This is a genomic window from Sphingomonas sp. OK281 (assembly GCF_900115295.1).
Classification (GTDB): Bacteria; Pseudomonadota; Alphaproteobacteria; order Sphingomonadales; family Sphingomonadaceae; genus Sphingomonas.
The window spans coordinates 62,371-78,969 of sequence record NZ_FOVZ01000010.1; the positions used below are offsets into that span (position 1 = coordinate 62,371).

General features: G+C 69.3%; 6 protein-coding genes. 5 read left to right on the forward strand and 1 reads right to left on the reverse strand.

Going from position 1 to position 16,599, the window contains the following annotated elements; all coding sequences use genetic code 11:
* Positions 1-2: 2 nt before the first annotated feature.
* From BM244_RS21555 to BM244_RS21565, 3 genes are read left to right on the forward strand one after another with little or no spacing between them, the layout of a single operon-like run.
* A complete protein-coding gene (locus tag BM244_RS21555; RefSeq protein WP_093400971.1) occupies positions 3-8,246 on the forward strand; it encodes a filamentous hemagglutinin N-terminal domain-containing protein in 8,244 nt (2,747 codons plus the stop codon).
* Positions 8,243-11,422 carry a CHAT domain-containing protein gene (locus tag BM244_RS21560; protein ID WP_093400972.1) on the forward strand — a complete coding sequence of 1,060 codons (3,180 nt, stop codon included), beginning with the start codon at positions 8,243-8,245 and terminating at the stop codon, positions 11,420-11,422. The genes BM244_RS21555 and BM244_RS21560 overlap by 4 nt, the downstream gene beginning before the upstream one ends.
* Positions 11,419-12,261, forward strand: coding sequence for a CPBP family intramembrane glutamic endopeptidase (locus tag BM244_RS21565; protein WP_093400973.1), 843 nt, complete (start codon positions 11,419-11,421; stop codon positions 12,259-12,261). Before BM244_RS21560 ends, BM244_RS21565 begins: the two co-directional genes overlap by 4 nt.
* A gap of 3 nt (positions 12,262-12,264) precedes the next feature.
* Here the strand turns inward: BM244_RS21565 and BM244_RS21570 are convergent, their stop codons facing one another.
* Complete coding sequence (locus BM244_RS21570; protein ID WP_139227068.1) at positions 12,265-13,521, reverse strand: M23 family metallopeptidase; 1,257 nt, start codon at positions 13,519-13,521, stop codon at positions 12,265-12,267.
* Positions 13,522-13,809: 288 nt separating this feature from the next.
* Between BM244_RS21570 and tssK the strand changes: the two genes are divergently transcribed.
* Both tssK and icmH read left to right on the forward strand, forming a co-directional pair.
* Positions 13,810-15,150, forward strand: coding sequence for a type VI secretion system baseplate subunit TssK (gene tssK, locus BM244_RS21575; RefSeq protein ID WP_093400975.1), 1,341 nt, complete (start codon positions 13,810-13,812; stop codon positions 15,148-15,150).
* Positions 15,126-16,589, forward strand: coding sequence for a type IVB secretion system protein IcmH/DotU (icmH, locus tag BM244_RS21580; protein WP_093400990.1), 1,464 nt, complete (start codon positions 15,126-15,128; stop codon positions 16,587-16,589). The genes tssK and icmH overlap by 25 nt, the downstream gene beginning before the upstream one ends.
* Positions 16,590-16,599 lie beyond the last annotated feature (10 nt).

Below are 16,599 nucleotides of genomic sequence, written 5' to 3' on the forward strand. Positions count from 1 at the left end.
CGATGTCCATCCCGTCGTATCGCCGACAGATCCGCCGCACACTGGCGATCAGCACCGTGCTCGCCAGCGGCTGCATTCCCGCGGTTGGATGGGCGCAGACGCTGCCCAGGCCGAGCGACGTGACCGCGGTGACGACGTCGCTGGGCGGTGGCAATCCGACCGTGACGCGGTCGGGCACGACATTATCGGTCGACCTGAAGGCCACGAGCACGGTGATCGACTGGAACGGCTTCAATGTGCCGACCGGGGCGACGGCGGAGTTCACGGATGGTCGGGCGGCGGGCTTGTCGCGCAACATCGCGGTGCTCAACCGCGACCTATCCGGGGCGAACACGCAGATCCTCGGCTCGCTGAAGTCCGACACGAACGTCGCGGTCTGGGTCTTCAATCCCAACGGCATCCTGGTGGGATCGGGGGCCAAGATCAACACCGGGTCGCTGGTGCTGACGACGCTGAAGCCCGATCAGGCGAATTTCCTGGCGGGCAACGACGCCGGCGGCAGTTATGGCCTGATGGCGGACGGTGGGATCGCGAGCGATATCCGCGTCCAGTCCGGCGCAACAATCACGCTGTCGAACGGCAACCGCGGGCTGATCATGGTCGCGCCAAAGATCACCTCGGCCGGCACGCTGATCGCGGGCAACCAAGACGTCGCCTTCGTCACCGCGACCGACGTGAAGCTGAACTACGCCCCCGGCAGCCCGCTGTCCGTTACGCTGAACAAGGGAACGACGGTCGGCGGCACCAGCCAGCTGGTGACCGGGTCGGTAAGTGGCCGGAACGTCGTGTTCGCGCTCGCCTCCAAGGGGACGATCACCGATTCGCTGCTGAGCGTCGATGCGACCGTCACCAGCGCATCGAACGGTGACAATGGCATCGTGCTGTCGGCGGGCCGCAGCGGCAACGGCGTCACCATCGGCAGCGACGCGGCGGAAACCGGCGGTGTGGCCGGCATCGGTGGCGCCGGGGCATGGCGCGCGGTGAACGACGATGTGACGCTGACCGCAAACGGTGCGGTCGCATTGACGGGTGCGTTGCGATCGGGCAGCGACGTCGTCGTCAAGGCCGGTGGCCTTGCCAGCATCGCGGGCGCGGTCGCGGCAAGCAATGATTACCGCGTCACGGGGACCGGCGTCACGCTGGGCGCCGCAACGCCGGTCGTTCAGTCTGCGAATGACGTGGTCGAGATCCTGTCGACCGATGGGGTCCTGTCCGGTGGCGCTGGACTGACGCTGCGCGCGAACGCGAATGGCGCCGGCAACGACCTGATGACGCTGTCGACCGCCGGCGCGTCAGGCGGAAACATCATCTTTGCCAAGGGATCGTCGGTCGAGGGCGGACCCAACCGCGAGTCGGACGTCCGCATCGGTGTTGGCGTGGCGAGCAATGCGGTGTCGCTCGGCGACGTGTCCGGACGTGGCCTGCTCGGGGCGGTCGGCGGCGGAGCCTATACCAACGGACTGTCGATCGGCGGTGCGCTGGATCTTGGCGACGTGACGACGCGGTCGGCGTTGTCGCTACGGTCGGGCGACGCTCTGACGGCAGGCGTGCTGACATCCGGGGGGGCAATCACGCTGAACAGCATAGGCGCGATGCGCCTGGCCGCGATCGATGCAAGCGGCGACATCGCGATGAACGGCAGCGGCACGACCACGGTATCCGGCGGGATCGTGAGCCGTGGCACGACCAGCGGTATCACGATCGCGCGCGACGGAGCCGTCGCGGTGACCGGTTCGCTGACGGCGGGCGGCAACCTGACGATCGGGACCACCGCCGCGACCGTGGCATCGATCGCACTCGACGGCGCGGTCAGCGCCGGCGGCATCAGCTTTGTGACCAGTGGCGCGCAGACCTTTGGCGGCACGCTGAGAGCGACCGGCGCTCTGACGGCAACGGCGGGCGGCGCGGTCACGTCGTCGGGCGCGGTCACCGCCGGCAATGCGGTGGCGCTGACCGGTGCGAGTCTGGACCTGAATAGCGTCACCAGCACGAACGATGATCTCACGCTCGTCGCGACGAGCGGAAGCATTGCCGCGATCGCGCCCGCCGGCGCTCGGCTGGCCGCCGGTGGCGCGTTGAGCGCGACGGCGTCCAACGGCACGGTGACGGTGGCGAGTGGCACCGCGAACGGCGGTATGTTGCGGCTGACGGGCAGCGGCGGTGTCACCGTGGGGACCCTCATCGGCAGCAGCGACATCATCGTCGACGCGGCGGGATCGGCAGCGATCGTCTCGGGCGCGGTGACGGCGGGCCGCAGCTATGCGGTCAGCGGCGGGTCGGTCTCGCTGGGCACGACCGGGTCGGGATCGACCGGTGCGGTGACGCAGGCTGCCAGGGGGGCGGTGCAGATCAGTGGTGGGGCTGGCGGGATAACCGGGCTCGATCGGCTGACCTTGCAGGCGAACGCCGACGGAACCGGTAGCGAAGCGCTCGAACTCTCGATCGCGGCGACGACGCCCGGTGCGATCGCCTTCGCGCCGGGAACGACGCTCCGAGGAGGCGCCGGCTCGCAGTCGGACCTCGTGATCCGCTCCGGCGTCGCCGAGGGCAGCGTCGCGCTCGGCACCGTGGTCGCACGCAACCTGCTCGGTGCGGTCGGTACCGACGCTGCAACCACCGGTCTCACTCGAACGTCGGCGCTCTCGCTCGGCGATGTCACGCTCACCGGACCCTTGTCGCTATCCGGCGTGGGGCTGGTCACTGGGGCGCTGACGTCCGACGGGGCGGTGACCCTCAATTCCTCGGCGGGCCTGACAACGCGCGCGATCAATACCGCCGGTGCCGTCGCCGCGGTGGCAGCGGGTGACCTGACAATCGCGTCGGTGCGCGGGGATACGGGCGTGGCCCTGACTTCGACGGGTGGGGCTGTCGATATCGCGGGCGCGCTGAGCGCGGCAGTCGGCTCTGTGTCGGTCGTGGCGAATGTCGGTGCAGTGCGATTGCCGGGCTCGGTGACGGCGAGTGGCGACTACCGTGTTACGGGCGCGTCGGTGACGCTCGGCGGCACCCAGGCGGCGGCACGCGCTGTCTCAGTGGCCGCGACGGCTGGCACGCTGACCGGCGCGTCCGGACTGACGCTGACATCGGGCAGCGATGGCCGGTCGGCGCAGTCGCTGGCGTTGTCGGCGACCGGCGGAATAGCGTTCGCGGCCAACAGCGTGATCAATGGCGGTCCGGCAAGGCAGGGCGCGGTCACAATCGACGGCGGCGCGAACGCAATCACGCTCGGCGACGTCACCGGCCGATCGCTGGTAGTCAACGCAGGGCAACCGCTGACCGGGGCGCTGACGGCAGGCACGATCTTGGTGGCCGATGGCCTGTCGATCACCGGCGGCGCAGCGGGTATCCGCCTCGGCGACGTGTCGGTCTCGGCGGGCGGGTTGGCGATCGACGCGGTGGATGGTGCGATCACGCTCGGTAACGCGACGGTCAGCGGCGACGTGGCGGTGTCGGGAGCGCGGATCGATTACGGTACGATCGACGCCAACGCAGTCGGTCTCCGATCGGTCGGCACCACCGCGACCGGGATCGCGGGGGGGCATATCGATGCGCGCGGGCCGGTGACACTCACCGCGACCGACGGCATCGGCGGGGTCGCGACCGGCGCGATCAATACGCGATCCACTTTGGCGGTCACCTCGGTCGGAGAGATCCGTCTCGACAGCGTCGATGCCAGCGGCACGGCGAACCTCACCACGCTAACCAATCCGGCCGATGTGCTGATCGTCAACGGCCTGACCGCAGGCGGCACCGTCACGATCGCCTCCACGCGCGACATCCGCGCACCGTTCATCACCAGCACCGGTGGCAGCCTCGCGCTCAGCGCCCCCAATGGCGACGTCACCGGGTACCTGCCGGGAACGACGATCCAGCTCAATACAGGCGTCGATGGCGGCTATGCGCTGGACGTCGGGCGCGCGGTGCGACTGGGCGTGTTGACGGGCGGTCCGGTGTCGCTGCGCGCGGACACGATCGACGTCGTGTCGATCGATGTCGGCAGCAACCTCGTCAAGCTGTTCGCGGACAGCGGCGATCTCAACGTCCGCAACGGGATCAAGGCCGGGCTGGTTGATCTTCGTGCATCGGGCGCGGTCTCGGTCGGCGGCACGATTAACGCGAGCGATGCCGTCACGCTGTCCGGTACCACCGGACTCTCGTTCGGCGGCATCCGCGGTCTGTCGGTCGCTGCAAGCTCGGGCGGCGCGATCACCGGTGGTGCGATCCAGAGCACCGGCGCGATCAACCTGACCGGCGCCTCGCTGCGGGTCGGGAGCCTGGCGAGCGGGACCGGCGCGATCATGCTCGGTGCGACCTCGGGAACACTCGATGCCGGCGATTTGACCGCCGCCACCGGGATCGATGCAACTGCGATCGGCGACCTGTCGGTGGACTCGGTCGCGGTCTCGGGTGGCAATGCAAACCTTGCCACGAGGACCGGCGACGCGTGGCTCGGCAGCGGGTCCGCGAGCGGCAACATCGTGCTGGGCGCCGGGGGCCTTGCGGCATCCCCCGGCGCGATCCTTGCCGGTGGCAATTATCAGGTCACGGGCGGGACGGTCGCGCTCGGCGGTTCGGTCACGCAGGAGGCAGGCGGCCGCATCGCGATCAGCGCGACGACGGGTGCTATCCGCGGTGGGAACGGCCTGACGCTGATCGCGAACAGCCCCAACGGCGCTGCAAGCAATGCGATGCTGCTCGATGCGGCGGGGTCGATCGATCTTGCCGGATCGAGCATCGCGGTCCGCAATACTGGTGCTCTGGGCCTGCGCGCGGGCACCGGCAAAACGGTCACGCTCGGCGACATCGATGCCGGGCTGGTGGGCGGCATCGTGACTGCGGCCGATGGCAGCCGTTCGGTCTCGACGCTGTTTGGCCATGACGCGGCATTCACGGCCGGTACGATCCGCGCGCAGGACGTCGGGATCGCACTGTCGGCCGGCGATCTGACGGTCGATGCGGTGACTACGACGCGGACGACGAAGCTGTCGGCGGCGGGGGGCGCGATCAGAGTCGGAGCGATTACTGCGGATACCTTCACGGTTGACGCGCGGGACGCTCTGACAGGCGGCGCCTATGCGTCGACCGGCGACAACAGTGTCACGGCGGGCAGCATCGCCCTTACCAGCCTTATCGCCAGTGCGGGCTCGACCAGCGCGGCCGCACGCGCCGGCGACATCGCGATCGATACGGTCACCGCCGACGGCACCGCGACGCTGACAGCACCCGGCGCGATCGCGATCGGCGGACTGACGGCGACTACGCTGACCGCGACGGCCGGCGGTGCGCTGTCGGGTGGCGGCTTCACGATGGCGGGACCGGCAACGCTGAACGGGCAAACGATCGCTTTGACCGGGGTCACCACCTCGCAAGGGTCGCTGACCGCTACTGCGACCGGCGGCGATCTCTCGATCGCGCGGGTCGATGCGGGTGGCCTCGCGAAGCTGACCGGAACCGGCGGCATTGCGGTCGACAGCCTTGTTGCCGCCGCGCTGGCCGTGGATGCGCAGGGTGCCGTGACTGGCGGCAGCTATGTCGCCAAGGGCGCCGCTTCGGTGGCTGGGCAGTCGATCAGGCTCGCCGGGCTCACGTCGGATACCGGCGATGTTTCGGCCGCTGCCCGACGAGACGGTGTTTCGATCGACCGGTTTGCGGCGGGTGGAGCGGCCACGATCACCGCACCGGGGACGATTGCGATCGGTGCGCTCACCGCGAATACGCTCAACGTGGCGGCGGCTGGTGCCTTGACGGGGGGCAACTTCACGACGGCGGGCGCGGCATCGCTGGCCGGTCAGTCGATCGCTTTGACCGGGGTCACCACCACGCGTGGACCGCTGACCGCTACTGCGACCGGCGGCGATCTCTCGATCGCGCGGGTCGATGCGGGTGGCCTCGCGAAGCTGACCGGAACCGGCGGCATTGCGGTCGACAGCCTTGTTGCCGCCGCGCTGGCCGTGGATGCGCAGGGTGCCGTGACTGGCGGCAGCTATGTCGCCAAGGGCGCCGCTTCGGTGGCTGGGCAGTCGATCAGGCTCGCCGGACTCACGTCGGATACCGGCGATGTTTCGGCCGCTGCCCGACGAGACGGTGTTTCGATCGACCGGTTTGCGGCGGGTGGAGCGGCCACGATCACCGCACCGGGGACGATTGCGATCGGTGCGCTCACCGCGAATACGCTCAACGTGGCGGCGGCTGGAGCCTTGACGGGGGGCACGTTCACAACGGCGGGCGCGGCGTTGCTGACCGGGCAGTCGATCGCACTGACCGGCGTTACGACGACCCACGGCACGCTGACCGCGACCGGCGGCGACCTGTCGATCGGGCGGGTCGATGCGGGGGGGCTCGCGACACTGTCGGGAACCGGCGGGATCGCAGTCGACGCGCTGACCGCCGCCGCACTGACGGTTAATGCACGCGGCGGCGTCTCGGGTGGCACCTATGCGGTGAGCGGCGCGGGGTCGGTTGCCGGGCAGGCGGTCACGCTCTCCGGGCTCACGTCCGATACGGGCGACGTCACGGCAACGGCGCGCGCAGGCGACCTTGCCATCACCCGGCTCGTCGCCGGCGGCGCGGCAACGGCCACAGCGAGTGGTGCCGTAGCGATCAGTGAGTTCAGCGCGAAGGGTGTCGGCGCAATTACCGCGACCGGCGGCGGTATCCGGCTCGACACGGCGACCGCGAGCGCGCTCACGCTGAAGGCCGCGGGCGACATCGCAGGACGCACCGTTGCGGGCGCGACGCTCGTGAGCACGGGCGGCGATCTCACCGTGACCGGCGACCGTGCGGTGACGTTGGCGGGTGCGACCTCGGCGGGCGGTGCGACGATCGGCGGCAGCGATGTCCGGGTGTCGGGCGGGCTCGGTGCGGCCCGCGCGTTGCTGGTGCAGGCGCGGAATGCGTTGACGCTGGGCGATGCGACCGCGGGCGGCACGCTGTCGCTGACCGCGACCAGCGGGTTGACCGCACAGGCGCTTAAGGCGGGCGGCGATACCAGTCTGAAGGCGGGGGCCGCCTTGGCGGCGGGCGCGATCGATACCGGTGGCGCGCTGTCGGTGACGGGCGGTGGCGACGTGTCGCTCGCGTCGAGCCGGACGAGCGGTGCCGCGACGATCGATGCGGTCGGGATTGCGACGCTCGGTCAGATGATCGCCGGGCCCAGCCTGACGATCAAGGCCAGCGATGCCCGGCTGTCGGGTATCCAGCGTGCCGCCGCGGTCGGGTTCGAGAACCGCACCGGTGATACCAGCGCGCTGCGGCTAGGCGACGGCACCACGGCCGACGGCTTCCAACTGTCCGATTCCGAGATCAAGCTGGTCGAGGCCGATGCCCTGACCTTCCGGCAGGGCAATGGCGCGGTCGAGATCGGCACGCTGGCGTTCGATGCCGATGCAGGCCGTCGCACGGTCGACGTGCTGGGAACGGGGCGGATGACGATCGATGGTGTCGTCAGTGGGGCGGGCGCGGGGCGGATGTTCCGCTTCGGCGGCACCAGCACCTCCGAGACCGACACGGCATCCGCGATCCATGTCGCGACGACAAGCGTGGCGGGTGGACGGCTATTGTTCGATACCGCCGACCTCGATCTGCGCGGCAACCGGATTGCGGTGGGGCTCGGCGCGGGCTTCCTCAATCTGCTGAACGACGACGCGACGGTTACCCAGGTCGTCGCAGGCTTGGTTGGGAACGCCAATTCGGCGCTTTACAACGCCAATCTCGGCGGCGGCGCTTATGATCCGTCCGCACCGACGACGGTCTCGGCACACAGCCTGACGGTGCGCTACGGCGACTATGCGCTGTTCCAGAATACCGGCGTCGCGCGCACCAACACCGGCATCGTGCTCGGCGGTACGCCGACCGCGCCGGTCAATCCAGCGCTCAGCTTGCGGCCGACCACCGCCGCCAATACGTTTGCCGCGTTCGGCACGATCAACGGCGTCGGCTCGACCGCCGCGGCGCTGCTCGGGCCGAACGCCGTGTCGCTTGGGACCGCCAACGTTTCGGCCAGCCGCATCAACGGCTGCGTCGTCGGATCGGGCGCGGGCTGTCTCACCGCGATCGTGATCCAGCCGACCTTGCAGGTGTTCTCGGCCAGCCAGGCCGATCTGTTCGGGTCGGTCGCCGATCTGACGGTGCCGTTCGATCCGCTCGTCGGCGGGTCGAACGAGGAATTGTTGACCGGGCTCGCGGCATTGGCTCCGAAACCCGATACCGATGGCTGCGTGGCCGGCAACGAGGAGTCGTGCAAGTGAACCGATCGATGGCGCGCCCGCGTCTCCTGGCGGGGGCCGCTCTGGCGAGCGTGGCCATGGTGCTGACGTCGTGCGCGACGGTCCGCGCACCCGACCGGCCCGACGTCGTCAGCCTTGGTCGCAACCCGAGCGGCGAGCCCTGCGTCGCATCGCGCGACTGGTCCGATCCGGCCGTGCCCGATCCGTTCGCGCGCGCCTATGCGATCACCTGCCGCGGCGTCACCGCGAGCCGGCCCGTCGGCAGCATCCGCATCGTTCCGGCCACCGCCGCGGCGATCAAGCCGATCGATGCCGTGCTCGATTGCGGCCCGGCCACGTCAGTGACGATCGCGGCCGGCGCGGTCCAGGTCAGTCGCTGCAACGACCGGGCATTGGGGACCGCGACGGTTCGGATCGACAGGCCGGTCGGCCAGACGATGCTGATCGCGGATGCGCCACCGTCGCTGCTCGGGCAACTCGAGGAAGCGGTGGCGATTCTGGCGGGCACGAAAAAACCTAGCGCCGATGCAATGCGGCCGATTTCGTCGACGATCGATCTCACGCAGATTGTGCCGGGGCGTGCGACATCGGCGGTCGCCTCGACCACCACGACCCAAGGTGTCTTCGATCCGACCGCCGCGCTTGGCGAAGGCATCGGCTTCAACCATCGCGGTCTGCATGTCGAGGCATCGCGCGTGTTGAACGATGCGCTGAGCCGCGTCTCGACCACCGCCGATCCGGCGATGCGGGTCGAACTGCTGCTCGAAGCGGGGCTGGCCGATTCGAACATCCGCTTCAACGATTCGGCGAAGGAGCATTTCGACGAAGCCGATGCGATCATGGCGGCGTCGCCGGCCAACCGGTCGCTGTTCCTGTCGCGCAAGCGCGATGCGTACCGCGCTCTCGACCTCATCAACCGGCACGCGTTCCGCGAAGCCGCCGAGATGCTGGGCCAGTCGACCGGCGCGGCGGTTGCCGCTAGGGATCCGCTGCTCGACCCGGCGACGCTGCGGCAGCTGAACCAGCCGCGCTCGAACCCCGCCGATGCGGTCAGCGCGATCGCGGTGCCCGATACCGCCGACCTTGCGCAGCTGGTGCTCGACATCCAGGCCAAGTGGGCACTCAGCGTCGCGCGGCTGGCGCTGGGCGACGATGCCGGCGCGCGCGTCGCGATCGATGCGGCGGCACGGTCGTATCGCCCGCTCGAGAACGAGCGGATCAACCCGTCGCAGATCCTGTGGCTGAGCTCACGGATCGAGCGGCAGCGCGCGCGCCTGCTCGCGCGGGCCGGCAAGTCGGGCGCGGCGCTCGACGCGTTCGACTCCGCGCTCGACAATCTGAAGCGCGGCGCGCTGGCGACCGGCGGTACCGGCGCCGAACCCGCGATCGCGCAGGCCGAACTGGAGCGTGCGAGCCTGTTCGCGCGCACCGGCGCGCCGCGGACGGCGGTGCGGACCGAATATGCCGAGGCGATCGATGCGATGATCGATGCCGATGTCGATACGCTGGCGACCTCGAACGGGATGGAAGAATATCTCGACCTGCTGGTCCAGGAAGCCGCGACCAAGCCGCAGGCGGATACGGTCGCCCGGTTCTTCCGCGCGGTCCAGGCGACCGGCGAGCCGGCGATCGCGCGGCAGGTGAGCCAGTTGCAGACGGTGGTGACCGCCGATCCGGCGACCGGTGCGCTGGTCCGCGAGCGCGGCGAGCTGGAGCGCGAGGTCACGCGGCTTCGCTACGCGATCTCCGCGAAGGCGAGCGACGTAGCGGTGCCCGGCGCGAAAACCCCGTCGAGCGATCTGGGCGCGTCGCGCGCTGTTGCCGAACAGCGGTTGCTCGACGTCGAGGCGAAGCTCGCCAGCGACCCGCGCTATCGGACGGTCGACGAACAGCCGGTCACGATCGAGGCGCTGCGCGCCGCGCTGAAGCCGGGCGAGGTGTTCCTGAAGCTGACGACGCTCAATCGCCGGATCTACGGCATGATGGTGAGCGCGGACCAGACCTATATCTACGCGGTCGCAGCCGATGCCGCATCGAAACAGGCGATCGATGCGCTGGCGTCGCGGGTTCGCGGATCGATCGACGGGGCGTTGTCGCAGGGCAAGCTCGTGCCGTTCGACGATGCGGCGGCATATGCGCTGTTCCGCCTGATCGCTGGGCCAGCCGAGCCGGTGCTGGCGTCGGCGCGCGCGCTCGTGGTCGATCCGTCGGGGCCGCTCGAGCGGTTGCCCGCAGGGGTGCTGGTCAAGCGCTATGACAAGGCGGCAGTGCGCGAGACACCGTTCGATTTCTCGCGCACCGCGTTTCTCGCGGCGGACACCGCGATCTCCACCGCGCTGTCGCCGCGATCGTTCCTGGTCGCGCGCGCCTTGCCGCCGTCGCGCGCGCGCAACCCGTTCCTCGGGTTCGGCCAGCATCGCCCGACCGCGTTCGGACCGGCGGCGGCGGGACGGATGATCAAGGTCGGCTTCGGCTGCACGGTCGGCGCAGGCCAGCTCGGCACGCTGTCGCAGGCGATCAAGCCGATCAGCGATCACGAACTGACCGTCGCGGCGGATGCGCTGGGCGTGCCGGGCGCGCCGCGGATCACCGGGGCGGCGTTTAGCGACACCGGCGTCGAGGCACGCGGCGATCTCGACCAGTATGAGGTGCTGCACTTCGCGACGCACGGTCTGGAAGAGGGGCAATGGGGCTGCGCGATGTCGCCGCCCGCGCTGGTCACGTCGTTCGGCGATGCGGAGTCGGACGGACTGCTGAGCTTCTCGGAGATCGCCGGGCTGCATCTCGACGCGAATCTCGTCGTGCTGTCGGCGTGCGATACCGCGAGCGGCGTGCGCGATCAGGAACTCGCGCGCCGGTCGGGACAGGAGGAGTCGGGATCGACGCTCGAAGGGCTGGTCCGCGCGTTTCTGACCGCGAATGCGCGATCGGTGCTGGCGACCTATTGGCAGGTGTCGGCGGAGCGGGAGAGCGAGGAGTTCATCAAGGTCTTCTACGGGGCCGCGCGGACCAAGACGATCGGGCGCGCGCTCCAGGATGCGCAACGCGACCTGATCCGCCAGCCGACCTATTCGCATCCGTTCTACTGGGCGCCCTATTTCCTCGTCGGCGATGGCAGCAAGACGATGCTGTCGCAACCGATGGGGCAACCGCTGAGCCAGCCCACGCGCCCGCCGATCGTCAACGCCCAGCGATGACCGCGCCAGGGGCCGTGAAGCGCTCTCCCACGAGAGCGGCGACCGCGGCGGTCGCCGGCTTGGTGGTGGCCGCGCTGATCGTCGGTCTGGCGCCCCCGCTGATCGCGGGAACGGGCCTGATCGGGGCGGATGGGGTCGACGGCGAGACGGTGTTCACGCTGGCGATCTTCGTACCGCTGCTGGTGGTGGCGATCGTCGGCGGTCGCCTGACCGGCATTGCGACGTTGAAGATGGGCACGGGTCCGGGCGCACGGCTGGCACAGGGTTTGGCGATCGGATTCGCCGGGCTGTTGATCGCGGCCGGGTTTGCGGCGATCTCCGGAACGCTCGTTCGCGGTGCGGGCGCGCCGCTGTCGGTCGTGTCGCTTGCGATCGGCGCGGTCGTCGTGCTGGTCCAGGTCACCGCGGAGGAAGCCTATTTTCGCGGCTGGCTCCAGCCTCTACTGGCGACCGCGTGGGGGGGGCGGGTCGCGGTGCCGGTCGTGGCGATCGGGTTTGCGCTTCTTCACGTGGCGGGCGGCGTGCGCGGACCACTCGAACTGCTGAACCTGTTAATTGGTGGATTGCTGTTCGGACTGCTGGCGGCGCGTGGTCGCGGGCTTGCCGGCGCGATCGGCGCGCATGCGGCGTGGAATGGTGCCGAGCAACTCGCGCTCGGGCTCGATCCCAATCCGGGTATCGGTGGCTACGGCGCGCTGGTCGATTACGATCTGGTCGGCAAGGCATTGTGGGGCGGATCGGACGCCGGGCTGAACGCGAGCGTTGCGATGACGATCAGCCTGCTGGCGTTGGTGGTGCCGATGGTCCTGCTCATGCGGCGGCGTATCGCACGAGCCTAAGCGTCAGTTAGCGGTGCTTCGCCGGGCGTCGACGCGGTCGCGCAGCGCATCGAAAGCCTTCAGCGCAGCGCCGGTCAGCGCCTCGCTGCTCTTGCCCATCTGGAGCGCGAGCGGATCGGTCGGCTGGCCGTCGATATGGACTTCGTAATGCAGATGCGGGCCAGTCGAGCGGCCCGTGGTGCCGACCTCGCCGATCTGGCGACCCTGCACGATTCGCGCGCCTGCGATGATGCCGGGCAGGATCCGGTTCATGTGGAGGTAGAGCGTCTCCCAGCCATTGTCGTGGCGCAGCTTGACGAAGTTGCCGTTCGGTCCCTTCAACCCGGCGAACTCGACGACCGCATCGCCGGAGGCGAAGATCGGCGTGCCGGTCGGCGCGGCGAAGTCGGTCCCGCGGTGAAGTTTCATGAAGCCCAGCACGGGGTGTTCGCGCATCCCGTACGGTGACGATATCCGCGCGCCGTCGATCGGCGTCCGCATCAGCGTACGGACCGTGCTGCGGCCATTGGCATCGTACCATTTGGGTCCGGTCGCACCATTTTTGTCCGGCGTCTCGAACCGGTAGAGCGCGCGTGACTTGGCGGCGGTCTCGAGCGAGGCGTAGACGAGAACCGGCACGCCGACCGGGTTGCCGGCGGCGCTGTAACGCTGTTCGAAGCCTGCCTCGAAGATGTCGCCGGGCGCAACTTCGCGCTGGAGATCGAAGTCGAACGCGAAGGCGTTGGCGAAGTCGCTGACGAGCGTGTCGTTGACCCCCGCCGCGACCGCCGCGCTGTAGAAATCGCGCGCATCGAGTTCGCCGCGGACGATCGTCAACCGCCGGACGAGGTGCGCGGACAGCGTCTGCTGCGTAAAGCCGTCGCCGCCGTGCGCCAACGCGATCCCCGCACCGTCTTCGCGCGTGGCGTCGAGCCGGACGAGATGGCCGGCATTGATATCGAATACGAGGCGGACGTCGTCGCTCCCCGGGCCGAGGACGCCGCGCGCGCGCCTGGCGGCGTCGTCGGCTTCGATCGTGTCGACGCCGGCTGCGACGAGGCTCGGGCCGATCGCGTCGGCGCCCGCGACGGTGAGGATGCGACGACCGGCGGACACCGTGCCGGAGCGTGCAATCGATACCGCGACCGGTTGCGGTGCCGTCGTCGCCGGGCGATCGAGCATGGCCAGGACCGCACCGCCCGACGCTATCGCAAGCCCCGCCATCACGGCCGGACCGACGTGCGACAAGACGGCGCGGCAGGGTGCGGGGCGCGGGGCCACGGGGGCGGCCTTTGAGGTGGGCTTGGCATCGTTCGTCGTCCAGCTTCGCGGATCGAACGACGGGGATGAGGGCGTAACCGACTGTACAGGTGAGGGACTTGGTCGGTCGATGCCCCAGCGGCGGGGATCGAACGATAGGTCGTCATCGTCGCTGTCGTCCAATCCAGATCGCCTTCAAACCTCACACGCGAAGAAAGTTATTGTCTGAAAGCCCCGCCGGCGCAATAACCGCAAGAGTTTCCCAGTGGCGCAGCGTGTGCCCTGACGTAACGAAACGGGGGCGGATCATTGGCTGGCAAGAACCGTGTCGCTTGGCACGAAGGTATGTTCCTGCGGCCGCAGCATTTTCAGGCGCAGGATCGGTTCATCGATGGTTTGATCCGGGCGAGAGTCGATTCGGTTCGACCTTGGCCTTGGGGTCTGACCGAACTGGTCCTAGATGAGGATCTAGCGACTCTGGGCAAGTTCGGCGTCGTCCGCGCGTCCGGCGTCATGCCCGACGGGACGCCGTTCTCGATCCCCGACGACCTCCCGCCGCCACCGCCGCTCGACGTGCCCACGGATTCGCGCGACGCGGTGATCGCGCTCACGCTGCCAGCGCAGCAATCGGGTGCGGTCCAGTTCCGCGATGCCGAGGGCGGTGCGCTCGAAGCACGGTTCCTGGTGTCGGAGGCGGAAGTGTCGGATACCTATTCGGACGATCGCACATCCGAGCCGATCGAGTTCGGCAGCCCCAATCTGCGCTTCGGCGTGACTCGCGACCAGCTGTACGGCCGGGTCACGCTCGGCCTTGCGCGCGTTCGAGAGGTGCAGAACCGGCGGTTGATGTTCGACGACCGCTTCATTCCGCCGACGCTCGATATCGCCGCGTCGCTGCGGTTGCGCGGCGCGCTTGCGGACATCGGGGGCCGTGCCGACCAGCGCGCCGAGGAACTCGCGTTGCGCGCGGTCGAGGCGACCGATGGCGGCTCTGACACGTTCGTCAGCTTCCTGTTGCTGCAGGCGCTAAACCGCTGGATCCCGGTGCTGGCGCATCTCCAGCATCTGCCGACGGTGCATCCCGAGCGGCTGTACGAATCGTTCATCGCGATGGCGGGCGAACTCGCGACGCTGATCCGCCCCGAACGCCGGCCGCCACCGCTGCCGCGCTACGATCACGAGAATCCGCAGACCTGTTTTGAGCCGGTGATCGATTTGTTGCAGTCGATGCTGTCGGCGATGTTCGACCGGTCCGCGGTGCAGCTGCCGCTCGAACAGGCAGGGCCGGGGGCATACGTCTCGAAGATCACGGATCACAACCTGTTCCAGACCGGCTATTTCTACCTCGCGGTATCCGCCGCGTCGCCGGTTGAGGAAATCCGCAGCATCTTCCCGTCGATCGCCAAGATCGGCACCGTCCAGAAGATGCGGCAGATCGTCGATTCCGCGCTCCCGGGCGTGCCCCTGCGGCATACCCCGACACCGCCGCCGCAGATCCGCGTGCTGCCGGGGCATGTCTATTTCGAGCTGGATCGCGGCGTCCCCGACTGGCGCGACTTTGCCACGGCCCCCGCGCTCGGCCTGCATGTCGCGGGTGACTGGCCACAGCTCCGGATGGAGCTGTGGTGCGTGAAGCGAGCCGCACGGTGAGCGTCGAGGACGGCAATGGCGGCAAGACCGTGTTTCGCCCGTCGCCGCTTCAGGGCCTGAAGCAGGGCGCGCCGCCGCCGCCGCCGCCGTCATTCCCGCCGCCGCCATTCGCATCAGCGGGGGGCGGTGGGCCAGCGGGGTTTCCGCCTGCCGATCCCGGCTATGGCACGCCGCCGCCATTGTCGCGGACCGGTATGCCGTCTGCTGGCGGGGGGCTGGCTCCGTCGCGGCTGGCGGAAGACGACGTGCCGCTGCCGGCGACGCCGCGAGTCGTGCGCAACATCATGCTGGCGGAAGCCGAGCCGGTGCTTGCGCTGGTCGCGAGCGTACGCAGCGGGCGGGTGCGGCTGGCGATGCCCGAGTTCCACCGCCAGGCGAGCCAGGCGATCGCGCGGTTCGATCAGGCGATCGCACCGCATTATTCGGAGGAAACCCGCCAGCGCGCGAAATACGCCGTCTGCGCCACTACCGACGACGTTGCGCAGAACTTGCCGGCGATCGGTACCGATGGCGCCGAATGGGCGCGGCGATCGATGGTCGTGCTGTTCTTCCAGGAAAATATCGGCGGCGACCGGTTCTGGCAGCTGGTCGACGACATGCTGCGCCTGCCGAACGACAATTACGCGCTGATCGAGCTGTACCATGCCTGCCTCGCCGCCGGGTTCGAAGGCCGGTTCCGGGTCATGCCCGATGGCCGCCGCCGACTACACGAGATCATGGCGCGGCTGCAGGGCGCGTTGCCGCATGTCCGGTCGCAGTCCGCCACCGAGCTGTCGCCGCGCTGGCGGGGCGAGACCGCCCCGGTCGGCAAGCTCGGCCTCTGGAGCATGATCGCGCTGGCGTCGGCGATCGCGGCAGGGCTGTTGCTGCTGGTGTTCATCGTGCTGCGGCTGATGCTGATGTCGAGCGGCGACACGCCCGGCCAGCGGCTCGCCGCGCTCCGGCCCGAGGCGCGTCTGACTTTGTCGCGGCCGGGCGGGGCGATCGCCACCGCGGACAGCGCGCAGGCGAGCAAGCTGAAGCGCTTCCTCGAACCCGAGATCCGCGAAGGGCTGGTGGTGGTCGAGGAGGATGCGCAGACGGTGCGCGTCCGCACCACGGTGGGCCAGCTGTTCCGATCGGGTTCCGACGTGCTGGAGCCGGGGCGCGAGCCGCTGTTCCACCGGATCGGCCGCGCGATCGAGGACGAGAAGGGCGACGTGCTGGTCGAGGGCCATGCCGACAGCGACCGGGTCGCGTCACTCGCCTTCCCCGACAACATGGCACTGTCGCAGGCGCGCGCGGAAACGGTCGGCGACATCGTCCGCACCGAACTGAGCGAGACCGGGCGCGTCACCACCAAGGGGCTCGGCGACACCGTGCCGATCGCGTTGAACGACAGTGCGGCAGGCAAGTCGCAGAACCGGCGCGTCGAGATCGTCGTGCCGCGGCGCTACTGACAGGATATCC

Excerpts from the sequence above, each read along its gene's own strand:
- BM244_RS21555 (WP_093400971.1), top strand. The coding sequence starts at position 3 with ATGTCCATCCCGTCGTATCGCCGACAGATCCGCCGCACACTGGCGATC.
- BM244_RS21565 (WP_093400973.1), top strand. The coding sequence starts at position 11,419 with ATGACCGCGCCAGGGGCCGTGAAGCGCTCTCCCACGAGAGCGGCGACC.